Consider the following 24,641-nt stretch of genomic DNA (forward strand, 5'->3'; position numbering starts at 1 on the left):
CACCACATGGGAAACAAGGGAGTTAACCAATGTTCGCAAACCTCACCGGGTGGCACGCCCTGATCATCCTCGCTGTCGTCCTGCTCATCTTCGGCGCGGCCAAGCTGCCCGCCCTGGCCCGAAGTGTCGGCCAGTCGGTGAAGATCCTCCAGAAGGAGGTCCACAGCAAGGACAAGAGCGACACCGCGGTTCAGCCCGCGGTCGTCGCCGCCGGCGACGTGGCGCCAACAGGCGACTCCAGCGCCAACTGAGCACCATGCACAGCGCAGCTGCACCCGACCCAGAACGTCGGATGGGCCTCGGCGACCACATCTCGGAGTTGCGCCGCCGGCTCAGCCGTGCCGCTCTCGGCGTCGTAGCGGGAGCCGTCTTCGGATGGTTCGTCGCTGAACCCGTGCTCGGCCTGCTCCGGGGGCCGGTTCTCTCCTCCGCCCAGAGTCAGGACCGAGCGGTGGTGATGAACTTTCCGTCTATCTCAGCGGCGTTCGACCTTCGAGTGGAAATCGCCATCATTGTCGGGGTCGTCGCCTCAAGCCCGATCTGGCTCTATCAGTTGTTCGCATTCTTCGTACCGGCGCTGCACAAGAAGGAGAAGCGATACGTATACGGCTTCGTCTTGTCGGCGCTGCCGCTCTTCGCCTCCGGTTGCGCGGCCGGTATCTGGGTGATGCCACACATCGTCCAACTGATGACGGGTTTCGCGCCCCAATTCACGGCTTCGTACCTCGACGCGAGTGCCTACTTCGATTTCGTGCTCAAGCTGGCCTTGATCACCGGAGTGGCGTTCGTCCTGCCGCTGTTCGTGGTGGTGCTGAACTTCGCGGGCGTCGTATCCGGTCGTGCTGTCACGCACGCCTGGCGTTGGGCTCTCATCGGGATCTGCCTGTTCACCGCCATCGCCACCCCCGCAGCCGACGTCCTATCGATGCTGCTACTGGCAGCTCCGATGATTGCGCTGTACGTGGCCGCGTGCGGGGTGAGCCTGTTGAACGACCGGCGGCGCCAGCGGCGCCTTGACGCCGTCCTTCAGCCGGCCCTGACCACGAACTCGTAGGGACATCATGCTCGGTCTCACCTTCGACAAACTGGTGATCATCGCTGTGATCGCCGCTTTCCTCCTCGGGCCGCAACGGCTGCCCGCCGCGGCCGCAGGCCTCGGCCGCTTCGTACGAACTCTCAAAAACCTCGCGCAGGACACAACGGGTCGAATCCGAGAGGAGGTGGGCCCGGAGTTCGACGATATCGATTGGGCGAGGTTCGACCCCCGACAGTACGACCCCCGCCGCATCATCCGCGACGCCCTGACGAGCGACGAGGAGCCGGCCGACGCATCCGGCGGTGACGCTACGGCGCCTCCGCGGGCGGAGCCGCCACCTGCCTCCTCCAGTCAGGACGGCATCCCAGCACAGCGCGGAACGCCGCCGCAGTCCGAATGAGGCATGCCTTGATCCTGTCCGGACCCGGACGCCACGATCACCACTTTCCGAGGGATACTCGAGTGGCAGCAGATCCTCGGCGGGCAGTGGATGCGCGGCCACAGCTTCCACCCGGATTACGGACCCGTTGACGTCGCTATCGATCGAGAGGCGACGTCCTTCGTCCACGAGCTCTCCGGCTTCACCGTCGACGGGACGGTCTTGCTCCGCCCCCGGCTCGGGGAACGAATCCGCGAGCGAGAGCCGCCCCAGCAGCGTGCGCCCAGCGAATCGAGTCATCGCCAACGACCAGCGCGACCAGATTGCTTGCCCCTCGCGCGACCGCCTGCGCCTGGACGTTGGTGCTGTACTTGAGGGTCCGCGCAGAAGCGAGCACACGCTCGTACAGTTCGGCGTTCACCCGGCGTGAGCTTCCGTTGAGTGCGCGGGATGCCGTCGCAAGCGAAACGCCGGCGTGCGCTGCCACTTCGGAAAGTGTGGATACGTTCTAGCTCACGATCCTAAGATTGCGTTGGCGGTCATCGGCGTCCGACAGAGCCGGGGCGAGACCCGGCTTCGGCGTGAGCTTTGATCTTGGCGAACATGTCCTCGAGGAGGAACCGCACATCCACGTGGTCGGCGACCCGGACCGATTTCCCTTCGACGGCGACGTTCGTCATCCGGGCCTGCTCATCGAACACCCGCGCAGGTCGATCTCGCCAGACAGCGCCGAGCGGGTTCAGCACCACGCTCACCGCCGGCGAGTCGCCAAGCGAGCGGTATTCGATCTCCGGATCTTCATGCTCTGCGTTGAACTCCTTGAGTTGCCGGACCAGATATGAGCCGAGCTCGCCGTGGGGAGCCACCTTCTCTTCGAGTTCGGCGTAGCCGACCGAGACCATGCGGTACACGTTCATCGGAATCTGCCAGACACGCAGCCGAGAGCGGAAGACGAGGTTCGCCGCGGCGATGTCGTTGGACAGGTTGAACTCGCCGTGCTCGGCTCCGACGATGTCGTCGTACGGGGTGCCACCGATCCACACAACGGTCAACTCCGAGTTATCCGCGATCGTCGGGTCGAGCAGAAGGGCAGAGGCCATATCCGTCAACGGTCCCAAGAAGATCACGAACAGGGGTCCCGGGCGACGAGCCTCCTCGACGATGAAGCGTGCACCTTCGGAGTCCTGAGGAGTGGCAGCGTCTATCATTGCGCGTTCCGCCCCGTTGACCACAATCACGTCGTCGGCGAGATGGAGCAGGCTCAGGATCATGTCGATCTCCTCTCGACTCTCCTCCAGACTCCGTAACGTGCGGTGCTCTCCGAAGTGCGCAGCGATGATCCCCTCGACCGTGATCGACGGCGAGAGAAGAGCATGGACGATGGCGAATTGGTCGTCAGCCTCGTTCTTGGCGTCCGTGTCAATGATCAGGCGGCGCTTCATCGGTCTCCCTCACTTCGTCGTCGAATGCGCCGCCACTCTTGGCAGGAGCGGAGGTGCGGGACTGAACTCTATCGGCCGTCTCACAATCTCACCCATTTCGCCACAGCTCCCGCAGCTCCGGGTCAGTGCACCTTGACGGTGAGTTGCCTACTCGTGGTGGAGCCGGCCGCGTTGGCGAACGTCACCGTGTAGGTGTGGGTCCCTGGGGCTGCCCCCGTGACGACGACCGACGCGTGCTGGGCGCCCGGCGTGGCGGCCGTCAGGCTGCCCGAGCCGATCACCGTGCTCCCCTCCCGGAACGTGTAGGAGCTCGCGTTCGTCCCCCACCACAGATCCGCCGAGAGAGTGAACGAGCCGTCTGCACGCTGGGCGCTCGCGGAGAGCACGGGTGTGCCGGGCGACGCATCCGTCACCTTCACCGTGAGCGGCTGGGTCGCCGTCGTGCCCTTCGAGTTCTCCAGTTCGCCGGTGAACGTGTAGGTGCCGTTTGTGAGGCCGTCGATGTGCACGACCGCCTGCTGGCCGAGCGGCGACATCATCTTCAGGCGCACCGACTTCACCAGCGTGCCGTCCTGGTAGAGCTTGAGCAGCTGGCCGTTGACGCCCCACCACAGGTTCATCGTGACGTCGAACGTGCCGTCCTTCAGGCCGTTGTCCCACCCGTCGTTCGACGAGAGCACCGCCTTGCCCGGAGCCGAGGTCGCACCATCGTTCGACACCACTTCCGGCATCGTCACCGGGTTCGAGGCCGCGGAGGGCGAACCTTCGCCGAGCTGGTTGACGCCCGTCACGGTGTAGGTGTGCGTCGAGCCGAGGTCGAGGCCCGTGATGGTGCACGAGGTCTTCGAGGTCGTGCACACCGGGGTGCCGGCATCCCCGTCGTACACCCGGTACCCGGTGAACCCGAGGCCCGCCGGCGACGACGCGGCCCACGAGACCCTGATCGACGTGTCGCCGGTGGCGACAGCCTTCACGTCCGCGGGAGCCGCGGGCTTGGTGACGTCGGCTACGGCAAGCCACGAGATGACGGGCTTCTCGCTTCCCGCGCCCTCGTTGGTGACGACGTAGTCCACAGTGGCCGGCGCATCCAGCGTGAAGGTGAGGTCCGCCGTGAGCGGCGTGTTCGTGCCCGACAGCGGGATGCTCCCCTTTGCGAGCTCCGTCCCGTTCACCGACACCGTCTGGTACATCGACCGGGACAGGTTCCACCATTCGGTGAAGCCGCCGGTGAGCGTGTACGTGCCGGCCTCCAGCGGCAGGTGATAGGTCAGGCGGGTCGTGTTCTGGTACAGCCCCGTTGAGGACTTGTCGTTGATATCGGTCGTCGACTTCGTCACCATCCCGTTGGGGTCGTAGCCCCACTGGTCGGCAGCCGGCTGCGCCTGGTCGACGGTGCCATTGAGGAGGGTCGGGACCGACTGCTTCACCGCGGCGTACTCCGGCGAGGCGACGCCGTTCGTGCCTGCGTCGATGAAGTACACGAGACCCTGGGGGATCACCTCGTACGAGGCGACCACAGGCACCTTGTCGGCGCCGATCGTCCCCGAGACGGAGAGCTTGCCGTACAGGGAGCGCTGCTGGGCGACGGACGCGTCATCCCAGGTGACCGCCGTGTCCGCGCCGCCGACCTTCACCGTGTCGGGCAGCGCATCCTTCAGGCCAAGCGTCCCCTGCACGCCGAGGTCGCGCGGGAGCGTCTGGACGTAGGCGAGCGCGAGCCGGGCGTTGTAACCGCTCGTTCCGTTCGTGCCGAACTCCAGGTCGACGACGGCTGGCGCGTCCAGCGTAATGCGCTGGGCGATCGGGGTCGCCGTCCCAGTGGAGGACGCCGTCACCGTCGTGGCCGTTCCTCCGTGGACGCCCACCTTCGAGTAGATGTTCGTCGTCAGGCCGGCGCGCGGTGCCTGCACACCCACCACGTTGTAGCTGCCAGCGGGCAGGCTGAGGTGGTACGTGACCGGCTTGCTGAAGTCGGCGCCGACGTAGGAGGAGCCCCAGTCGGTCGGTGTGCCGGCGGCGACGGTGGTCGCTGCCGTGGAGTAGCCCCATGTGGAGCCCGCGGTCGTGCCGTCCCATTTCTGGTCGGCGACGGCGTTCTGCAGGTACGGATCGAGTCCTGCGACCGCTGCGTACGCCGACGGCGCGGTGGACGTCGATGCGCCGGAGTCGATGAAGTATGCGAGGTTCGCGGGCACCATCAGAATGACGACACTGAAGCGCTGGTACACGCCGGCAGAGGTCTTGTCCGTCGTGCGTCCCGTCGCCGTGAAGCTCCCGAGCTCGGCGGTCGACGCGACGCTCGCGAGGGATGCGGCATCCCACGTCACCGCCACCCTCGAACCGTCGATCGACACGGTCTTCGGCAACGAGCGGCCGGCTGTCGTGACAGCGGTCATACCGAGATCGCGCACGTCCGTGCTGACATCCTTTGGAACGAGTGCGTCGATCGCGGTCGTCAGCCGGGCACTGATCGCAGCGGCGCCCTCGGCGTCGAGGCCGAAGGCCGACGGGTCGGCGACGGCGGCTCGGGCATCCGTCAGCACCGCGCTCACGCGGGACCACGAGTCCGTGCTCCAGTCGTCCGCATTGAGCGCGTCGCCCTTCGCGACCGCAGCGGCGAGGGCCGTCGTGTCGACCTTCGCCGATTCCGCATTCGCGGTGATGACGCCCACCGCGTCCACGTTGATGGGGCTGGCGTTGGCGGTCGAGAACACCACGGTGTGTGTGCCGTTCTTCAGGCCGCGCAACTCGAACGCGGTGCGCTCACTTCCGGAGGCGACGGTCGGCGCGTTCGCGACGACCTGCTTCCCGTCCACGGTGACGTTCAGCGTCGGCTTACCGGTGTTCGTGCCGATGATGTCCAGTCCGGTGCCGGTGAAGGTGTAGGTCATCGAGGCGCCCTGGCGCGTGCTGTTCGACGCGGTGCGCTGGTACTCGAACATGCCCTGGCCGTTGATGTTGCTCCAGCCGCTGTCGAACTGCAGGACCGGCGTGGAGCGGTTGGCCCAGCTGGTCTGGTGCATGCCGTCGATGAGCTGCGTGTAGTACTGCGTGTAGCCGGGAACGGTCGTCACCTTCAGGTTGTCGAAGTCGACGAAGGTGAAGCTCGATCCGAGTTGGATGCGGCCGGTCGCCTGGGGCGACGCATCCGTGTACGTGGTGATCTGCTTGCCGTTGATGGATGCGCTGTAGACGGACCCCGCGACGGTCACCGCCAGGTTGTTCCACACCCCGGCGCCCGCCTTGAACGCGACGCCTGCGTCGCCCGCCACGGTGCCGCTGGAGACGGTCGTGCCGAAGCGCGCGAAAGTCCAGGCGCCGGTCGGGTCGACCTTCAGTTCGGCGGCCGAGACGCTCTGCGCGTTCGCCGTGCCGCCCTGTTCCCGGGCGCCGATGGTTGCGTACTGGCCCGAGGCCGTCGCCTCGAACTGCACGTCGGACGACACGGTGTAGTCGGCCCAACGACTGTCGCCGATCGTGGTCTTCGGGTCGCCGGCGTTCCAGGCGCTGCCGGCCATGCCGGGGCCGACCTGCTGCCGCAGCACGCGACCGTGCACCGAGTCGCTCGTCGCGACGGACTCGAACGCGCCGTTCGTGTCGTTCGTGTAGCGCGGAGTGGCCCCGTTGTCGGCTGTCGACACACCCGGCGTTCCGGCCGGCTTCGCCTTGGCGCCTCGGCTGTCGAGGTAGGACTCGCCGCTGTCGACGAGCGTGCCCGTCGCGGAGTCGTACGTCGTGACGTTCCCCTCGTTCGCGTAGTCGAAGTCGTCGGCGTAGAGGTAGGCGTCGTCGGTCACGCCGTTCGTGTTGCCCGACGAGTCCGTGTCGAGCACGTCACGACCACCGTCTGCGGCCGTGTACTCGGTGGAGGTCGGCAGCGTGTTGCCGTAGCCCGCCTTCGGCGTCGGGGAGCCGTCGGCCGCCTTCGTGGCGTGGTCGAGCGTCGTCGCGGTCAGCGTGGACCACGGCTTCACCGTGAACGTGTACGACCCATCGTCGGCCGGCGAGATCTCGTCGACCGGCTTCAGGTAGTTCGCGTCGTAGGCCTGGCCGGCATCCGCCGCCCGCGTCTCCCACAGCTCCATCGTCTTGTCGTCGCCGAGGTTCAGCCCGTTGGCCGCGATCTTGTAGGTGCGCGTGTACTTGCTGTCGTTGACGATGACCGTCGAGAAGTCGGAGGCATCCGGAGCCGCGAGGGTCGTGTACGAGGCCCCGCCCGTGCGGGCGCCGCTCGGCGGGTTGCCCGTGCCGAGCTGGCTGGCCGACGCCTGCGGGATCGCCCGCCAGACGCCGGCGGTGTTGTCCGAGTTCTCCCACCCGAGCTTCGCGAACTGCGTGAACTGGGCGAGGACGTCCAGGCCGCCGTCGTAGTACGTCCAGCCCGACCACGGGTCGCGGGCGCTCACGAGCTCCTTCGAGGAGTACTGCATGCCGTCGTAGAACGACCCGATCGCGGGCTGGAAGATGCTGAAGGTGCGGTTGGCCGCGGCGAACCCTGTCGTGATCCAGTTGCCCATCTCGAGCGCGCTGTTGCCGCCGCCGAACTGCGTGCCGTTGCCGCCTGCTTCGTCGCTCGCGTTGTTGTTGGGCCGGTCTGCGGAGTTCGAGAAGGTGGACTGGCCCTCGGAGTTCCACACCTCCTTGTCGAACTGCTGCGCGAGCTTCTTCAGGTTGCCGTTGGAGTCGTCCGCGCTGCTGTAGTGGAAGCCGACCACGTCGACCGCGTTGCGCAGCGCCGGGTCCGTCGCCGTCATCGCGTTGCCGAACGACACAGGCGGGGTGCCCACCGTGTCGGCCGCGATGGTCTTGATGCTGTGGAACAGCTGCGCCTCCCCGGCGCTCGCGAATCCGTTGTTGGGGTCGCCGGCCGTCGCGCCCTCATAACCCTTGGTGTCGTTGCGCAGCCAGCCCGAGAACGACTCGTACAGCGAGGTGTTCGGGGTGCTGGTCTCGTTCGTGTCGGGGTTGATCGAGTCGACCATGATGCCGTACTCGCGGTAGGCGGCGAGGACAGTGTTCTTGAACCAGATGTACTGGTCGGCATCGGTCGCCACCCACGTCGGGCGGCTCCAGCGCAGGAGGCTGACGTGCACGGTGCCCGCGGCGACCTTCTGGGCGTCGGCCGCGAGCTGGAACCCCGGCTCCCGCTGCACGTTCGGGTACTCGGCGCGGGTGCGCATCGTCGCGGCCTCGGGGCCGGTGGAGGTGTTGCGGTCGTTGCCCATCTCGATCTTGACGGTGTTCATGATCGGGTTGGACCCGCCGAAGAGCGTCTGGATGAGCTGCCAGTACGTGTCCGGATGCTGCGACTTGTAGTCCATCAGCAGCGAGCTGGTCGAGTTGCCCGAGAGCAGGCCGAAGCCCTTGAAGGTGAGTCCGTTGACATTCTTGGCGGCTGTGGCGACGTCTGCGCCGTTCACCGTGACGGCGACGGGATCGGTCACCGCTGCCTGCGCGATAGCCGGGAAGCCGACGGATGATGCGACCACCGCGGCGCTCACCACAACGGTCAGGACGGCCCCGCGGACCTTCCGGCTGGACCTGGCGCGGAGCGTCATCGCCTCCGACATCTGTGTCTCCGTTCTCCGCCTCCACGATGAGGCGATCTCCTTCTGCGGGTGTCATCCTCCAACGCGGTGGACCGGCGCGACATCGAATCGAACACAAACGATCTGAATCGCAGTGATTCGCACCTATCCGCTCTGTTCCGGACATTTCCGCGGTAACGTGGCGCCCCATGAAGGACACCTCCGATCCGCCGGCTTTCGCCGTGTCGCGGCGCGAACGCATCCTCGACGAGCTGCGGCGCTCCGGGTCCGTCCGGGTCTCCGATCTCGCGCGCCAGCTCGACGTCGCCGAGCTCACCATCCGGCGGGACATCGGCCACCTCGCCGACCGCGGTCTCCTCACGCGCGTCCACGGCGGGGCGACCCTGCGCAGCCGGCTCGACACGACGGTCCCGGTCGGCGGGTCGACGGATGCGCCCGTTCGGTTCCGCGTCGGGATGGTCGTGCCCTCCCTCAGCTACTACTGGCCGCAGATCATCGTGGGCGCCCGGTCGGCAGCGACGGAGCAGGGCGTCCAGCTGGTGCTGCGCGGCGCGAGCTACTCCGTCGACGACCAGCGACGGCAGATCGCCACCCTCGTGCAGTCCGGAACCCTCCACGGCCTGATCGCCGCGCCCGAGACCCTCGGCGCGGATGGCCGGGCGCTCCTCGGCTGGCTCGAATCGCTCCCGATCCCGGTGGTGCTCGCCGAGCGTCGCGCGCCGTCCTCGCTCGCGGTCACGAGCCTGGAGTGGGTCACCACCGACCACGTCTTCGGCGGGTCGCTCGCCGTCGGCCACCTCGCGAGCCTCGGTCACCGGCGCGTCGGCATCCTCACCTCGACCGGGTCGCCCACCTCATGGCAGCTGCGTCGCGGCTGGGACAGGGCGATCGGCGAACTCGGGCTCGAGTGCGCGGTCGACGTCGCCGCAACGCTGGAGGAGATGGATGTCGACGCCCGGCAGGTCTACATCGCCCGGCTGCTGGAGCGCTGCCGAGAGACATCGACGACGGCGCTCTTCGTGCACTCCGACCCGCAGGCCGTGCTGCTGCAGCAGCACGCGCTCGATCACGGCTGGTCGATTCCCGACGACCTCGCGATCATCGCGTACGACGACGAGGTCGCGCCGAGCGCCGAGCCGCCCATCACGGCGCTGCACCCGCCGCGTCAGCACGTCGGACGGCTCGTGGTGGAGACGATGGTGGCGCGCCTGACGGAGGGCGCCCGACGTCCGGTGCAGCGCACGTACGTGCTGCCCGAGCTGAACGCCCGCGCGTCGACGCGGGCGCCGGTGCCGCTGACGGCCTCCGCTGTCACAGCGCCGGCGCCGGGGTTCAGCGTCGCGCGAGCAACTGCGCCATGAGCTCGAGCTGTGCCGGGTCTTCCAGCGCCGAGCCGACGGCCGCGACCCGAACGCCCGCGGCGAGGTAGTCGCCGACGTTGGCGGCGTTCAGACCGCCGGTCGCGACGAAACGGACCTGCGGGAACGGTCCTCGGATGTGAGCGAACCACCCCGGTCCCAGCCAGGTCGCCGGGAACGCCTTGAGCCAGGTGAGGCCGAGGGCGAGCGCCGCCTGCACCTCGCTGGGCGTCGCCACGCCGGGCAGGATCGGGATGCCGCGCTCCTGCGCCGCGCGCACCACGGCGGGGTCGAGGCCCGGCGACACGACGTAGCGCGCACCGGCGGCGGCCGCCGCATCCAGCTGCTCCACCGTGAGGATCGTGCCGGCGCCGACGACCTTGCCGCGTTCTTCGCCGAGGCGCACGACCGCGCGGAGCGCCTCGTCGTCGGCAGCGGTCTGCAGCGGCACCTCGACGGCGTCGATGCCGAGATCCCACGCCGTCGTGGACAGCGCCACCGAGCGTTCCACTCCCATCCCGCGCAGGATCGCCATGAGCGGTGCCTGGGCGAAGGTCTCCTCGAACCAGTCGGTCATTCCTGTTCCTCCTCTTCGACCCAGTCGCTCGTGGTGGCGAGGACCAGGGCCGCACGGGCATGCCCCGCGCGCAGTCGTCGGTCGATGGATGAGTGCCCTTCGGACAGATCGTCGAGCAGGGCCGCGAGGTAGCCGCCGGCGAAGGCGTCGCCCGCCCCGACCTCCTCGACGACCTCGATCCGCAGCGCCGGTTCGAACACGGCATCGTGGCCCGCGAACGTCGTCGCACCGTGCGCGCCGTCCTTCACGACGAGCTCTCCGACGTCGGGCAGGAGCGCGCGCACCTCGGCGGGCGTGGCCGTTCCCCACAGTCGCTCTGCCTCGTCGCGTCCGACGAACACGAGGTCCGAATGCGCCGCGATCGGCTCCAGAACCGCACCGGCGGTCTCGGCATCCCACAGCGTGGGCCGGTGGTTCACGTCGAAGCTGACGAGTACTCCGGCCTCGCGCGCACGGAGCATGAGGCGGTCGAGGAACTCCGCGGCGGATGGCGAGATGATCGCCGTGATGCCCGACACATGCAGCACACCGACGCCGTCGAACTCGACGGCGTCGGCGTCGGCCGCGCTGAGGAAAGACGCCGCCGACCCGCTGCGGTAATAGTGCACGCCGTGGCCGGGGTCCTTGACGTAGAGTCCGGTCGGATGAGCCGCATCCCGGACCACCTTCGATACGTCGATGCCTCGAGCGGCGAGGCGGTGAAGGATACGGTCGCCCAGCGGATCCGCACCCAGCCGGCTGAACCACGCCGCGGGGTGCCCGAGGGCGGCGACGTGGCCCGCGACATTCGATTCCGCACCGCCCGCGTCGACCCGGAAGGCGTCGGCAGCGTGCAGACGTTCAGCCGCGCGCGGCGCGACCATCGCCATCGTCTCGCCGGCGGCGAGCAGCATCCCGTTCACGCGAGGTCGGTCACTGGCGCAGCATCCATGTCGTCGAACGTCTGGTTCTCGCCCGCCATCGCCCATACGAACGAGTATGCAGCCGTGCCGACGCCCGAGTGCAGCGACCAGCTCGGCGAGATGATCGCCTGCCGGTCGGCCACGACGAGATGACGGGTCTCCTCGCGCTCACCGAGGAGGTGGATGACGCGCGCCTCCTCCGGCACGGCGAAGTACAGGTAGCACTCGGTGCGACGATCGTGCGTGTGAGCGGGCATCGTGTTCCACATGGAGCCCGGGTGCAGCTGCGTCACGCCCATGACGATCTGGCAGCTCGCGATGCCGTTCTCGTGGATGTACTGGTTGAGAGTGCGACGGTTGCTCGTCACCTGGTCGCCGAGCTCGCGCACGTTGCCCTCGCCAGGCGAGACCAGCGCGGCCGGGTGGCTCGTGTGCGCGGGAGCCGAGAAGAGGTAGAACTGCGCCGCGTCGCCGGCGAACGACACCTCACGGATGCCGCGGCCGAGGTAGAGGCACGCGCCGTTCACCATCTCGTATCCCTCGCCGTCCGCCGTGACCGTTCCGGTGCCGCCGACGTTCACGATGCCCAGCTCGCGGTGCTCGAGGAAGTAGTCGCTGCGGATCTCGGGGTAGCCTCCGAGCTCCAGCACGCCCCCGGCCGGGGTCGCGCCGCCGAGCACGATGCGGTCGTGGTGCGTGTAGGTGAGGCGGATCTCGCCCGGGACGAACACCTCGGGGATGAGGTATGTCTCACGCAGCTGCTGCGTCGTCATGCCCGGGATCTGGGCAGGGTTGGTCGCGTAGCGCTGCTCGATGGGGGTGGCCATGATGCTCCTGTTCGGATGTCGGCGGATGGTGTTCGGGTTCGAGGGTGTCGGCGGCTCAGCGGACGAGCCAGCCGCCGTCGACCGGCACGATGGCGCCGGTGACGTAGGCCGCGGCGTCCGAGGCGAGGAAGACGAAGACGCCCTGGAGGTCGGCCGCCGTGCCCCAGCGTCCGGCCGGGATGCGGGAGACGATGGACGCCTCGCGTTCCGCATCGGCGCGCAGGGCCGCGGTGTTGTCGGTCGCCATATAGCCGGGCGCGACGGCGTTGACGGTGATGCCGGAGGCCGCCCACTCGTTGGCGAGGGCCTTCGTGAGTCCGGCGACCGCGTGCTTGGACGCCGTGTAGGCGGGGACGAAGACGCCTCCCTGGAAGGACAGCATCGACGCGACGTTGATGATGCGGCCGCTCCCCTGCGCGATCATGTGGCGACCGGCGGCCTGCGAGAGGTGGAACACAGCGTCCAGGTTGACCGTGAGCACATCGTCCCAGTCACCGGCCGGGTACTCCGCCGCCGGGGCGCGGCGGATCGTGCCGGCGTTGTTGACGAGGATGTCGAGGCCGCCGAGCTCGGCGACGGCCTCGCTGACGGCGTCCGCAAGCTCCTGAGGGCTCGCGGAGGCGAAGTCGCGGCGGATCGGGTGGACGCGGCGACCGAGCGCGCGGATGCGGTCGGCCGTCCCGGACGCGTCGCCCCGGTCGAGGAGCGCCACATCGGCGCCGGCTTCGGCGAGCGCGATCGCGGCGCCCTGGCCGATCCCGCGGCTCGAGCCGCTCACGAGGGCGACCTTCCCGTCCAGGCGGAACGAATCGAGGATCATGCGTGGACCTCCTGCGGGGTGCCGGTCGTCGAGGGAGTGAGGGGGGACACGAAGCGGGTGGTGAGCTCTCCGATCCGGGAGATGCGCACGGTGACGGCGTCGCCGTCCGCGAGCGGCCGATGCGCCTCCTGCGCCTCGGGGAGCTTCTGCGGTGTCCCCGTCGAGACGACATCGCCCGGCTCCAGGGTCAGCACCTGGCTCAGGTGGTGGATGACGAACGCCACGCTGAAGATCGTGGTCGAGGTCGACTGCGAGACGGTGACGACCCCGTCGCGGACCACCTCGACGAGCAGATCCTGCGGATCGGGCACCTCGTCGGGCGTGACGACCCACGGGCCGAGTGGCGCGAACCCGTCCGAGCACTTGCCGAGAGCCCACTGACTCTGCCGCCGCTGCCATGCCCGGTCGGACACGTCGTTGAGGATCGTGTAGCCGCCGACGTGGCTCAGCGCGTCGTCGATCGAGACGCGCTGGGCTCGGCGCCCGATGACGATCGCGACCTCGCCCTCGTAGTCGACGTCGGTGGCACCGGGCGGGATGGCGACCGCGTCGTCGGGACCGGCGAGGGTGTTCGACGTCTTGACGAAGACGTCCGGCCACTCCGGATCGTTCGCCGTCGGGTCGACGCCGTCGGGCACGTGCCCGCGGTAGTTGTAGCCCAGGCACAGGATCTTGCCCGGCGTCACCGGCGCGGCGAGCGCCACACTCTCGAGTGCCGGCAGGGTCGCCGCATCCGTCGTCTCGACCGCCGCACGCACCTCCGCGAGCAGGGATTCGTCCGCGAGGATCTGCTCGACGCGCGGCGTGACCGCGGAGAGGTCGAGCAGGCGATCGCCGCCGGGGCTCGAGACGACGACAGCGGGTCGATCGCCGCTCGCCTCTCGGTAGGTTACGAGGCGCATGACGGCTCCCGCTCCGAACGTGCCGGGCTCACCAGTAGAGCCGCCACTCAGGATCGACGGTGCGCATCAGCGCCTCCAGGTAGAAGTAGTCCCCCCAGAGGGTGCCCTCGTCGACGCCGTGGTCGCCGGGGAGGTTGTAGACGCCGTGCAGGATGAGAGCGTCGGACACATCATCCGCCGGCGTGTAGTTCTCGATCAGCGAGGCGAGGATGCGGTCCGCGGCTTCGGTCGCACGCGCGGCAGCCTCGGGGTCGTCCTCGGCGATGGCGAGCTCGCGGAGCCCCGACACGGCGATGGCTGCGGCCGAGCTGTCGCGCGGGGCGTCGCTGCCGTCCGTGTACACGAGGTCCCAGTACGCGACATCGTCGGCGGGAAGGTGCGCGAGGAAGTACGCGGCGCAGCGGCGCGACGCCTCGAGGAACCGCTCGTCGCCCGTGGCGCGGAAGTTGAGGGCGAAGCCGTAGATGCCCCACGCCTGTCCGCGCGCCCAGCACGAGTCGTCGTGCGCTCCCTGCTCTGTCGCACCTCGGAGCGGCTCGCCGGTCTCGACATCCCAGTAGAACGTGTGGAAGGTCGAATCGTCCGGCCGCAGGATGTGGTCGCGCAGCTGCAGCGTGTGCCGCCGGACCGCGTCGGCGTAGCGCTCGTCGCCCGTCTGCTCGTGGGCCCAGGTCAGCAGCGGCATGTTCATCAGGCTGTCGATGATCGTGCGGCCGGCCTGGCGCGGGTCGGAGAGGTCGCCCCACGCCTGCACGATGCCGGCCGGCTCCAGGAAGCGGGTCATCAGGTGGTCGGCTGCGGCCAGCGCGGCCTGACGCGCATCCTCATCCCCCGTGAGGCGCCACGCGGCGACGCACGAGAGGCTGTACAGGAAGCCGAGATCGTGGGTGTCGAGGTCCTGGCCCTCGTTGACGCGGCGCTCGAAGTCGCGGGTGTGTCGCAGCGCGGCTTCCCTGAACGCGTCGTCTCCTGTGGCCTCCCACGCGATCCACTGCATGCCCGGTACGAAGCTCGTCGTCCAGCCGTGGTTGCCGCCCTCGGGGATGTCGCGCAACGCCGGACGAGGCGGATAGACGCCGTCAGCCGTCGTGTCGTCGGGGTAGCCGGCACCGAATTTCTCGACGTTGCGACGGGTCGTCGCGATCGCGGTCTCGAGTGCCGCGCGGGCTTCGGTCTGGATCGCGCCGGTGTGTCCCGGCGCGGAGGAGAGAGAGGTCATGCGTGGCAGTCCTTGTCGATTCATCAGAGGTCAGTCGGTCACCGGCACGGCGGCCGGAAGCACAGGGCGCAGCGTGTAACGGCAGTTGGCCCAGATCAGGTAGAGCGCGGCAGCGGCGGTCACTCCGGCGGCGATCGCCGGAAGGTTCACGAACAGGGCGATCTGCACGGCCCCGATCAGCAGCGACACGAGGCTGAGGTGCCAGCGCCGCACGCCGAGGAGGACGGCCGCGCGGAGCACATCCCGCAGCCGGGCGATGGGAACCTCCGCGATCGCGACCAGCGAGAGCATCGCCGCCGCCAGCGCAAGCACGCTCAGCATGAGGAGCAGCGGAACGACGACGACCCCGACTGCCGACGACGCGAGCGCGCGCACATCACCGAGCAGCACGACAAGGAGCGCAGCCGTTGCCGCACCGATCGCCAGCGCCTTGCGCCACGTCGCCTTATAGCCGCGGAGGAACGCCCGCACCGGTCCGGCGCCGTTCTGCCCGTGCTCACGGAACACCGTGAACGCCGCACTGCAGCCGGGGGCGGCGAGCGCTGCGGTCGCCGCGAGGTAGGGCCATGTCTCAGCCGGATTGGTACCGATGAGCAGCACGAGCAGCGGCAGGCACGCGAGCGCGAGCATCAGGTTGGTGGCGAGGCCGAGGTAGACGACGTCGAAGATGGTGGAGGCTGCGCCGTGGGAGATCCGTCGCATGGCGCTCAGCCCTTCAATCCGCTGGTCGCGATGCCCTCGACGAAGTACTTCTGCCCGAAAAGGAACACGATCCCGATCGGCACGACGGAGATCACGAGGCCCGCGAACATCAGGCCGTAGTTCGCGGCGTACTGGTTGCTCACGAACGTCTGCAGCCCGAGCTGCAGGGTCCACAGATCCGGGTTCCGCAGGTAGATGAGCGGACCGAGATAGTCGTTCCACACCGTGACGAACGTGAGGAGCGTGAGGCTCGCCATCGCCGGAACCGACAGCGGCACCATGATGCGCCACCAGATGCCGTACTCGCTGAGGCCGTCGATGCGGGCCGCCTCCGAGAGCTCTTCGGGGATCGTCTCGTAGTACTGCTTCATCAGGAACACGCCGAAGGCGCTGAACGCCTGGAGCAGGATGATGGCCCACAGCGTGTTCGCGAGGTGCATCTTCGAGAGCATGATGAACTGCGGGATCATGTACGACTGCCACGGCACCGCAATGGTCGCGATGTATGCCAGGAAAAGCGCATCACGACCCCGGAATTTGATGCGCGCGAACCCGTAGGCGGCGAACGAGCCGGTGAAGACCTGGAGGATCGTCACGGCGACCGCGAGCACGAGCGTGTTCCGGATCCAGACGATGATGTTCGAGTGGGTCCAGATGTTGACGTAGTTGCTCCAGTCCCACGTCTGCGGAAGCCACTTCACCGGGACCGAGAAGACATCGTTGTTGGGCTTGAGCGAGCTCGACACCATCCAGAAGAACGGGACGAGGAGCGCGCATGCGGCGATGACGAGCACCACATAGCCGACGACGCGGCCGACGCGGTGCAGGCGGCTCCGTGGTGCGCGGGTGTCGCGCTGGGGCGGGCGCTCGGCGAGCTCCTGAAGGCTCCGCTGGAGCGTTTCGGGTTCGGTGATCGCGCTCATCAGGCACTCCGTCGCTTGTTGATGAGGAACTGGATGATCGTCACGACGATGCAGATGAAGAACAGGACGATGGATGCTGCCGAGGCATAGCCGAACTGGTTCTGCACGAACGCGGTCTGGTAGATGAACTGCGAGAGCACGAGGGTCGCGTTGCCCGGACCACCGTTCGTCATGACGAGGATCAGGTCGAAGACCTTGAACGAGTTGATCGTGAGCATGACCGTCACGAAGAAGGTGGTCGGCCGCAGACACGGCATGGTCACATTCCAGAACCGCTGCCAGACGCTCGCGCCGTCGACGCGGGCCGCCTCGTGCAGTTCGCGGGGCACCGTCTGCAGGCCCGCGAGGAACAGGATCATGTAGTAGCCCATGTCGCGCCAGGTGCTGACGATGACCGTGGCGGGGAGAGCCCACGTCGTGGACTGCAGCCAGGTCGGCGGGTTCGCGATGCCGATGAGGTGGAGGAGCTGATTGATCGGGCCGTACTGCGGGCTGAACAACAGGTTCCAGACCACCGCGATGGCGACGATCGACGTGATGTACGGGAAGAAGGCGGCCGTGCGGAAGAAGGCGACACCGCGCAGCTTGGTGTTCAGCAGCAGAGCCAGTCCCAACGAGACGACGAACGTCAGCGGGATGTGCAGGATCGCATAGTAGAAGGTGTTGGCCACCGCGGTGTGGAACGTCGTGTCGCCCAGCAGGCGCTGGAAGTTCGCGAGGCCGGTCCAGTTGGCGGTTCCGAAGATGTTCCAGTTCGTGAAGCCGAGATAGAACAGCGTCACGACGGGGATCAGCGTCAGCAACGCGAAGCCCAGGAAGTTCGGGAGGATGAAGCTCCAGCCGATGAGGGTGTTACGCATCCGCAGTCGCGACCTGCGCCGCGGGAGGGGCGGGGTCGGCGACGTGTCGACGTCGGTGGCGATCGCCGTCATTGCTCGTCCTTACGGTTCGGGGATGTGAGGGGTGGGGTGGGGCGCGCTGGGGACGCGCCCCACCCGGTGGGTCGGCTCAGCCGGCCTGGTTCTTGAACTGGGCGCCGGCGTCGCTGATGGCCTTGTCGAGCGACGTCGAACCGGTCATGATCGCGCTGTGCATCGCGGTCAGCGCGGTCGACGCGATCGGCGTCTTCGGCGACGGCGGGTTCTGCGGGGCGATCTTCTGGTTGCCCCATGCGAACTTCGACAGCGAGTCGGTCGGAATGCCCTGCTGACCGAAGAAGCTCTTCGTCACCGCATCCGTGACGAGCGCCGGCGAGATGCCGATCTGCGCGAGCGACTCTGCGGCCTTCTCGCTCTCGACGTAGGAGAGGAACTCCTTCGCCGCGGTGAGCTTGGCACCGTCGGCCTTGACGTTGATCGCGAAGCCGGTGGGGTCGCCGAAGGTCACCGGCGTCTTGTCCGTGCCGGCGGTCGCCGACGTGCGCTGCGGCACCGGAGCCATGCCCCACTGGAATTTGTCGGCGTCACCGCTCTTCTGCTGGGCGAGGAGCGTTGCGACGTACCACGAGCCCATGAGCTCCATGGCCGCCTGCTGCTTGCCGAACTCAGCCTGGTAGGTCGTCTTGTTGGCCGACGCGGTGGCGAAGGGCAGCTGCAGTCCCTCGTCCTGCATCTTCAGCGCCTGCTCGTAGTACGGCTTCATGTACGCGTAGTTGCCCGAGAGCATGTCGGCCTTCGGCGCCTGCGCGGTCGCGAAGCTCTGCACCTGCGAGTTCCAGGTGTGGAGGTAGGCGGGCAGCGCCGAGCTGCCAGCCGACTTCAGGCCGGTCTTGAGCTTCTCGGCGGCGGCGGTGTAGTCGTCCCACGTCCACGTGCCGTCGGGGGCGGGCACGCCGGCCGCCTTGAAGAGGTCCTTGTTGTAGAACAGGACGTTCCCGTCGAGGCGGTAGGGAATGGCGTACTGCTTGCCATCGAGCTTGTAGGAGCTCGCGCCCTTGATGCCGTCGCTCAGCTTGACGTCGGAGACATCGACCAGCTGTCCGCCCGAGGCGAAGGTCACCATGTCGGTGACCTGCTTGATCGCGACGACGTCGGGGGCGGTGCCCGCGGCGAGGTCGGCGGTCAGCAGCGTCGCGTAGTTGGCGGCGTCGTAATCCTTGACCTGGACGGTGACGTTCGGGTGCTGCTTGTGGAAGCCGTCGGCCAGGACCTGGAACTCCGGCGTGGTCGTCAGGCTCCACCCTGAGACCGATATGGTGACGGGCTTGTTGTCGGACGTGGCCGTGGGTGCGGTCGATGCACCGCCGCTGCAGGCCGCGAGCGACAGCGTGGCGGCGATGGTGACGGCCGCCGCGGCTGCGAACTTGCGATTCATGTGGATGCTGCTCCTTTGCAATGGTCCCGGTCATGAATGCCGGGTCTGGGCTACCGGTCCGTCGGGGTTGCGGAACGGAAGATGGTGAGGTCGTGGGCGGTGGTCCGACCGTCCGGCCACCTCACGGCGACCTGCCCGTCCTCGAAGGCGACCGCGGCCTGCTCGGGTGCGCCGGCCTGGGCGGCGTCGAGGGTGACCAGGACAGCGGTCCATTCGTCGGGTGCCGCCGCATCCCGCTCGATGACCGGAACGGCTGCGGTGGATCCGAGCGGACTCGCGTCGTTCCGCTCGACGATTGCCGCGGCTCCTGACCCGGCGATGAGCCGGACGGTGCTTTCGAGCCGGCCGTCGCCACGCGCGACGGCGACGCGGGCCAGGGATGCGTCGGCGGAGACCGCCACGGCGGCGTCGGAGGCGAGGGGCCATCCGCCGATGCGCAGGACGCTCGCGCTCGGGTCGACGCCCTCGACGTGGACGAGGCGGACCTCCCACGGACCGCGGACCAGCGACACCGTGAGGATGCGGCCGGCTGCGGTCGTGACGCCGGTGATGCCGGATCCGTGGCGCGTCTGCACCTCGGCCGGATCGATCCAGTGGGCGTCGGCGATGGATGCGCCGACCGCGACGTCGCCGTCGAGTCGCGCGTCGATGAACTCCATCCCGGCGCGGTGCGACGCGCGACCGCGGTCGTCCACCAGGGCGACGGTCTGCTCGAGAGGCTCGCGCCAGGCGCGGCCGTCGTGCAGCGGCGCGGTCGCCGTGCTGTAGCCGAGGCGCGTGTAGATCGGCGAATCGCCGACGGAGGAGCCGGGAGTCGAGTGATCGGTGCCGTGGTTCACGACGCGGACGATGCCATCGGCCTGCGTGTCGGAGACGAGCCAGCCGGCGGCGCGGACGACACGCAGATCGTCGCCCCGCTCGACGGGAAGCGGCTCCGTTGGAGCCGTCCACACCGGGTGGTCGGCCGGCAGGGAGATGCCCAGCATCCCCTTCGTCGCCCAGTAGGGCGATGCCGGCCCCGAGTAGGACTGCGCGAGCCGGCGCCAGTCGGCGTGCCAACCCATCGTCAGCAGGTCCTGCCCGTTCGGCGCACCAGCGTCCGCGAAGTGGGCCACCTCGAGGCTCGCGGCGTGACGGAGCAGGCCCGCCGACGTCGACGGCACATCGGCCAGCACGCCCGCCCAGAACGGAGCGGCGGCAGCGAAGCGGTAGATGAGGCTGCGGCCCTGCATGAGCGGCGACCCGTCCGCGCCGACGAGGGCGACGGCATCCACGAGGTAGCGATCGAGCGCGGCCACGTCCTGAGCGGTGCGGCCGCCGGAGAGCTCGGCCGCGCCCTGCATGCGCGACCACAGAATGGGGTACAGGTGAAGCGCCCAGCCGGTGTAGTGGTCGAAAGAGCGCTCGACGCCGTCCGCGATCCACCCGTCGGCACGCACATAGGAGTCGTGGCGCCCGAGATCGTCGGCGATGTCCTGCGCCGACCACGGACCACCGACGGAGCGGAGGAAAGTCTCCACGACGATCCGGAACCACAGCCAGTTGTTGCGCGGGTAGCTGGTGTCTCCGACGATCGGGGAGAAGTAGTGGATGACGCGCTCCTGCGTGAGGGCGTCGAGCCGGTCCCAGATCCAGGGACGGGTCATGTCGAGGATCAGCGCGAGGGATGCGGCTTCGACCTTCGCCTGGGCGTGCTCCTCCGGGCGCACCCAGCGGTCGGGCGCGTCCGGGTCCACGCCGGTCGCGATGCCCTTCGCGTAGAAGTCGATGAGGTCGTCGACGCCCTGACCGCGCTCCCCCGCGATGCGGAACCCGGCGAGGAGAAAGGTGCGCGCGAAGCCTTCCAGCCCGTCGACGGCGCGGCCGTAACCGCCCTCGGCACCCGGAGGGGTGATGCGCCCGTTACCCGGGGATGCCCAGCGGCGAGCGCCGGCGAGGAGGCGATCCGCGTGCGCGGTCCACTGGTCACGCGTCCAGTCCGTGCGGATGGCGACGGGCGCTGTGCTCACGGATTCTCCTTTGAATGGCTGGGCGTGACCACGATCAATGCGATCACTTTGGGAGATTAGCAAACGGAAACGATCATCACAACACGTAATCCGATCGTGATACGATCATTTTCGATCACAGCATGCGGGCAGGCGACGCCGCCGCCACGCTCGGAGAGGAGCCCCGGACAACCGTGCCGACCGAATCCACTGCATCCCTCGCCTTCCACGGCCCCCTCGCGGATGCCTTCGGGCCGATGGATGTCACCGCTCTCCTGGTGCCCGCGGACCGCGCGCTGCCCGTCCCGGCCGCGACTGACCGCACCGCGTGGGAGGCCATCGCCGCCGACCGGCCGACGATCGACCGCATCCTGGCCGCAGCGGAAGAGGAGCACGGCACGCCGTGGCCCCAGCCGCTGGCGAGCGACGCCGCACGGTATCACCGCGATGGCGACCGCTCAGCCTGGGAGGACGCGGCATTCGCCCGGCAGCGCCGGCTCAGCCGGGCCGTCGTCGCGGCAGCAGTGACACTCGACGACGCGCGGATCGACGACGTCGCCGACGGCATCACGCTGCTGTGCGAGCAGAGCTCGTGGTGCTGGCCCGCGCACGACGACTCGTTCGCCCGGCACGGCTCGGTCGTTCCGGTGGCCGACGACCCTTTCCTCGACCTCGGTGCGGGCGAGGCGGTGGCCCAGCTGGCGTGGGCGGACCATGTGCTCGGAGATGCCCTTGACGAGCGATACCCCGGCCTGCGCGCGCGCATCCGGTTCGAGGCGTCCCGCCGCGTCTTCATGCCCTTCCTCAACCGGCGCGACTGGTGGTGGATCGGCCACGAGCGAACCCCCATCAACTGGAACGCCTGGATCCACGCCAACGTGCTGGCCGCCGCGCTGCGGCTGCTCGACGGGCCCGGCGAGGCCGAGGTGCGGGCGCGCACGGTGGCCACCGCGGCGACAGATCTCGACCGCTTCGTCGCCGTGCTCCCCGAGGACGGCGCCATCGACGAGGGCTACGGCTACTGGTGGGAGGGCGCACTCCGCGCCCTCGAGGCGCTGGACCTCCTCGCCTCAGCGACGGAGGGGAAGGTCGATGCGTACGCCGCCGACATCCTGGCGCTCCGGGCAACGGTCGCCTACCCCCACTCGATGCAGCTCGGCGACGAGTGGTTCGTCAACGTCGCAGACGGCCGGGCCAAGCCGCCGTCGGGACTGCCCTGGTCGGCCCTCCACCGCGCCGCGCGGCGCTTCGGCGACGGCGACGCGGAAGCGTTCGCCGCCTCCCACCGCGCGCCCGGCACGCCATCGGCAACCGAGGAGCAGGGCCTCGGGCGGCTGCTGCGCGCCATCGCCGACGAGCAGTGGGTGACGGCGACGCCCGCAGAGCCCCCATTGCCCCGGGATGTCTGGCTCCCCTCGGTCGAGCTCGCTGTCGTCCGCGAGGCCGCAGGCACTGCACGAGGCCTGACGCTCGCAGCCAAGGGCGGCCACAACGGTGAGTCGCACAACCACAACGACGTCGGCTCGTTCATCGTGGCGGTCGACGGGGTGCCGGTGGTGGTGGACGCCGGTCGCCCGACGTACACGGCGCAGACGTTCGGTCCGCGCCGCTACGACATCTGGACCATGCAGAGCTCGTGGCACTCGGTGCCGGAAGTACGTGGCGTGCCGCAGTCCGCCGGAGCCGAGTTCACGGCGCGCCAGGTCAGTCGCGAGGATGCGGGGATCGCGCTCGACCTCGCCGGTGCGTACGACGTGCCCGGCCTCCATTCCTGGCATCGCCGGGTGCGGCTCGACCGCGGTGCGGTCGCTCGCGTGCACGTCGACGACGTGTGGGATCTCGACCCGTGGACAGCCGGCGGCCCGGAGCCCGAGACGACCGTCCGGATGCTCCTCGCCGGCGAGGTGCGCCTCTCCGACGGCGACGCGCACATCGTCCCAGTCGAGGGCGCCCGACCCGTCGTCGTGCGCTGGCCATCGGGTGTCGAGGCACGCACCACCGAGCTCGAACTCGACGACCCGCTCCTCGCCTCCGTGTGGGGTACACGACTCACCCGCCTCGACCTCGTCGTCACGGACCGGCGCGCGCTCTCTGTCACGGTAGAACTGTTCGTAACGACCCCAGAGGAATCCCGATGAACGACAACGGCAACGGCAACTACTCTCTGCTCGCGCCGGCGCGTCGCTCGCACGTGCTCGCGTCGCTCTCCCGCGACGGGGTCGTGCGGATTTCGCAGCTCATCGACGAGCTCGGGGTCTCCCCCGTCACCCTGCGCCGCGACCTCGCACAGATGGAGGACGAGGGGCTGCTCGTCCGGATCCACGGCGGGGCCGTCCCGCCGGTCGTGATCGCCGACGAGGGGGACGAGGACGCGCCGTCGTCGACGTCGGAGCCGGCCCTGGCTCGCACGATCGCGGTGCTCGTCCCGTCGCTCAACTACTACTGGCCGGGCGTTACCCGCGGCATGGAGCAGGAGGCCCGCCGCCGGAGAGTGCGGCTGCTGGTCCGCGCCGCGTCGTATTCGCTGCAGGACGAGCGGCCGGTGCTCGAGCGCTTCGTCAACGACGAGGGCGTCGACGGCCTGATCGTGGCGCCGAACACCGAGACCCCGCACGCGCAGGACGTCATCCAGTGGCTCGCCGAATGCGGCGTCCCCAGCGTGCTCGTCGAGCGCGAGGCGGTCGTGCTTCCGGGCAATGAGCCGGTGGAGTCGGTGACCTCCGACCACGCGCTGGGCGCGGTGCTCGCCGCACGGCACCTGGCCGGCCTCGGTCACCGCACGGTGGGGCTCGTGATCTCGCGCGACTCGCCCACATCGCGGAAGATTTCGCGGGGGTGGGATGCGGCGTGCCGCGAGCTCGACCTCACCCCGACGGAGCACTTCGAGTCGTTCCTGCCCGACCGCACCAGCCCGGACTTCTCGGCAGCGGTCGACGCGGCGCTGGACACCGCGGTGCAGCGGGGGACGACGGCGCTGCTGGTCCACCCCGACCCGGAGGCGATGGCGTTCGCCGACCTGGCGTTGGCCCGCGGCATACGTGTGCCGGAGGATCTGTCGATCATCGCGTACGACGACGAGGTCGCCGCCATGTTCTCCCCCGCGCTCACCGCCGTGCGGCCGCCGCGTGAAGCGCTCGGCGCGGCGGCGGTCGACCTGCTCCTGCGGCGCCTCGAGGATCCGGCACGGCCCGTTCATCGCGTAACCGTGAACCCGGCCCTGAATGTGCGGGCCTCCACCGCGCCGGCTCCGGCGCGCGGAGCGTGACCGGCCCCGGCATCCACCGCCCGTCGCCCGGTTCCGCGGGGTCTGCGGTGGACACGCTCGACTATTCACCCTGGAGGTTCTGGGCCGAGGCGGACGAATCCGCACGGGAACGCCAGCGTCAAACGCTGCGGTCACTCGCTGTGCGCCCGGACCACGAAATCGGCGACGGATGCTTCGTCTCCGGGCTCGCAGCGGTCGACACGGACGAGCTGCGGCTCGGCGATCGGATGTACGTCGCCGCCGGGGCCTACCTGACCGGGTCCCTCCGAGCGGGCGCCGACTGCAGTATCAACCCGTACACGGTCGTCCGGGGACGAGTGGAGCTCGGCGACGGCGTCCGGATCGGTGCGCACACGTCGATCCTCGGCTTCAACCACAGCATGAGCGATCCGGACATCCCCGTTTACCGGCAGCCGCTCACGACACAGGGCATCCAGGT

The 24,641-nt window shown here is 68.9% G+C and carries 20 protein-coding genes and 1 pseudogene; 7 read left to right on the forward strand and 14 right to left on the reverse strand.

Features of this window, described 5'->3' with window-relative positions; genetic code table 11:
- Nucleotides 1–29 precede the first annotated feature (29 nt).
- Genes tatA through AB4079_RS01755 form a run of 3 tightly spaced genes read left to right on the forward strand, consistent with a single transcriptional unit; the run spans nt 30 to nt 1,436 of the window.
- Nucleotides 30–251, forward strand: a complete 222-nt coding sequence (gene tatA / locus AB4079_RS01745; protein ID WP_441785555.1) for a twin-arginine translocase TatA/TatE family subunit — start codon at nt 30–32, stop codon at nt 249–251.
- 5 nt (nt 252–256) lie between these two features.
- Nucleotides 257–1,054 (forward strand): twin-arginine translocase subunit TatC, encoded by a 798-nt coding sequence (gene tatC, locus AB4079_RS01750; RefSeq protein WP_441785556.1) that lies wholly within the window; start codon nt 257–259, stop codon nt 1,052–1,054.
- A gap of 7 nt (nt 1,055–1,061) precedes the next feature.
- Complete coding sequence (locus AB4079_RS01755; RefSeq protein WP_441785557.1) at nt 1,062–1,436, forward strand: twin-arginine translocase TatA/TatE family subunit; 375 nt, start codon at nt 1,062–1,064, stop codon at nt 1,434–1,436.
- Nucleotides 1,437–1,617: 181 nt separating this feature from the next.
- Here AB4079_RS01755 and AB4079_RS01760 read toward each other — a convergent pair whose 3' ends face one another.
- From AB4079_RS01760 to AB4079_RS01770, 3 genes are all read right to left on the reverse strand, one after another.
- Nucleotides 1,618–1,902, reverse strand: coding sequence for a LacI family DNA-binding transcriptional regulator (locus AB4079_RS01760; protein ID WP_441785558.1), 285 nt, complete (start codon nt 1,900–1,902; stop codon nt 1,618–1,620).
- A 52-nt stretch (nt 1,903–1,954) separates the two neighbouring features.
- On the reverse strand, nt 1,955–2,857 hold the full coding sequence (locus AB4079_RS01765; RefSeq protein WP_441785559.1) for a nucleoside hydrolase: 903 nt from the start codon (nt 2,855–2,857) through the stop codon (nt 1,955–1,957).
- Between the two features lie 122 nt (nt 2,858–2,979).
- Complete coding sequence (locus AB4079_RS01770) at nt 2,980–8,427, reverse strand: fibronectin type III domain-containing protein (protein WP_441785560.1); 5,448 nt, start codon at nt 8,425–8,427, stop codon at nt 2,980–2,982.
- A gap of 167 nt (nt 8,428–8,594) precedes the next feature.
- Here AB4079_RS01770 and AB4079_RS01775 point away from each other — a divergent pair, with 167 nt between their 5' ends.
- The gene (locus AB4079_RS01775; protein ID WP_441785561.1) at nt 8,595–9,767 is read left to right on the forward strand and encodes a substrate-binding domain-containing protein; all 1,173 of its coding nucleotides are present in this window, start codon (nt 8,595–8,597) and stop codon (nt 9,765–9,767) included.
- Here the strand turns inward: AB4079_RS01775 and AB4079_RS01780 are convergent.
- The 11 genes from AB4079_RS01780 to AB4079_RS01830 all read right to left on the reverse strand — a co-directional run bounded on the left by AB4079_RS01780 (nt 9,739) and on the right by AB4079_RS01830 (nt 20,958).
- Nucleotides 9,739–10,341, reverse strand: a complete 603-nt coding sequence (locus tag AB4079_RS01780) for a bifunctional 4-hydroxy-2-oxoglutarate aldolase/2-dehydro-3-deoxy-phosphogluconate aldolase (RefSeq protein ID WP_441785562.1) — start codon at nt 10,339–10,341, stop codon at nt 9,739–9,741. The genes AB4079_RS01775 and AB4079_RS01780 overlap by 29 nt on opposite strands.
- A complete protein-coding gene (locus tag AB4079_RS01785; RefSeq protein ID WP_441785900.1) occupies nt 10,338–11,234 on the reverse strand; it encodes a sugar kinase in 897 nt (298 codons plus the stop codon). The genes AB4079_RS01780 and AB4079_RS01785 overlap by 4 nt, the downstream gene beginning before the upstream one ends.
- A gap of 5 nt (nt 11,235–11,239) precedes the next feature.
- Nucleotides 11,240–12,070, reverse strand: a complete 831-nt coding sequence (gene kduI / locus AB4079_RS01790; RefSeq protein WP_441785563.1) for a 5-dehydro-4-deoxy-D-glucuronate isomerase — start codon at nt 12,068–12,070, stop codon at nt 11,240–11,242.
- A gap of 55 nt (nt 12,071–12,125) precedes the next feature.
- A complete protein-coding gene (gene kduD, locus AB4079_RS01795) occupies nt 12,126–12,890 on the reverse strand; it encodes a 2-dehydro-3-deoxy-D-gluconate 5-dehydrogenase KduD (RefSeq protein ID WP_441785564.1) in 765 nt (254 codons plus the stop codon).
- Complete coding sequence (locus AB4079_RS01800; RefSeq protein WP_441785565.1) at nt 12,887–13,792, reverse strand: fumarylacetoacetate hydrolase family protein; 906 nt, start codon at nt 13,790–13,792, stop codon at nt 12,887–12,889. Before AB4079_RS01800 ends, kduD begins: the two co-directional genes overlap by 4 nt.
- A 28-nt stretch (nt 13,793–13,820) precedes the next feature.
- Nucleotides 13,821–15,011 (reverse strand): glycoside hydrolase family 88 protein, encoded by a 1,191-nt coding sequence (locus AB4079_RS01805; protein WP_441785566.1) that lies wholly within the window; start codon nt 15,009–15,011, stop codon nt 13,821–13,823.
- A gap of 30 nt (nt 15,012–15,041) precedes the next feature.
- The gene (locus AB4079_RS01810; RefSeq protein ID WP_441785567.1) at nt 15,042–15,713 is read right to left on the reverse strand and encodes a DUF624 domain-containing protein; all 672 of its coding nucleotides are present in this window, start codon (nt 15,711–15,713) and stop codon (nt 15,042–15,044) included.
- A gap of 5 nt (nt 15,714–15,718) precedes the next feature.
- The gene (locus tag AB4079_RS01815) at nt 15,719–16,636 is read right to left on the reverse strand and encodes a carbohydrate ABC transporter permease (protein ID WP_441785568.1); all 918 of its coding nucleotides are present in this window, start codon (nt 16,634–16,636) and stop codon (nt 15,719–15,721) included.
- Nucleotides 16,636–17,568 (reverse strand): carbohydrate ABC transporter permease, encoded by a 933-nt coding sequence (locus AB4079_RS01820; protein ID WP_441785569.1) that lies wholly within the window; start codon nt 17,566–17,568, stop codon nt 16,636–16,638. Before AB4079_RS01820 ends, AB4079_RS01815 begins: the two co-directional genes overlap by 1 nt.
- Before the next feature lie 76 nt (nt 17,569–17,644).
- Nucleotides 17,645–18,949, reverse strand: coding sequence for an ABC transporter substrate-binding protein (locus AB4079_RS01825; RefSeq protein ID WP_441785570.1), 1,305 nt, complete (start codon nt 18,947–18,949; stop codon nt 17,645–17,647).
- 50 nt (nt 18,950–18,999) lie between these two features.
- Complete coding sequence (locus AB4079_RS01830; RefSeq protein ID WP_441785571.1) at nt 19,000–20,958, reverse strand: DUF2264 domain-containing protein; 1,959 nt, start codon at nt 20,956–20,958, stop codon at nt 19,000–19,002.
- 122 nt (nt 20,959–21,080) lie between these two features.
- On the opposite strand from AB4079_RS01830, the gene AB4079_RS01835 reads away from it, so the two are divergent.
- The 3 genes and pseudogenes from AB4079_RS01835 to AB4079_RS01845 all read left to right on the forward strand — a co-directional run.
- Nucleotides 21,081–23,075, forward strand: coding sequence for a heparinase II/III domain-containing protein (locus AB4079_RS01835; RefSeq protein ID WP_441785572.1), 1,995 nt, complete (start codon nt 21,081–21,083; stop codon nt 23,073–23,075).
- Nucleotides 23,072–24,202: a substrate-binding domain-containing protein gene (locus AB4079_RS01840; RefSeq protein ID WP_441785573.1), complete on the forward strand. Its 1,131-nt coding sequence runs from the start codon at nt 23,072–23,074 to the stop codon at nt 24,200–24,202. Before AB4079_RS01835 ends, AB4079_RS01840 begins: the two co-directional genes overlap by 4 nt.
- A gap of 227 nt (nt 24,203–24,429) precedes the next feature.
- Nucleotides 24,430–24,555: pseudogene (locus AB4079_RS01845) on the forward strand (hypothetical protein); the annotation flags it as partial.
- Nucleotides 24,556–24,641: the final 86 nt, after the last annotated feature.

Origin of the sequence: Leifsonia sp. 2MCAF36 (assembly GCF_052115525.1) — a bacterium.
Taxonomy (GTDB): Bacteria; Actinomycetota; Actinomycetes; order Actinomycetales; family Microbacteriaceae; genus Leifsonia.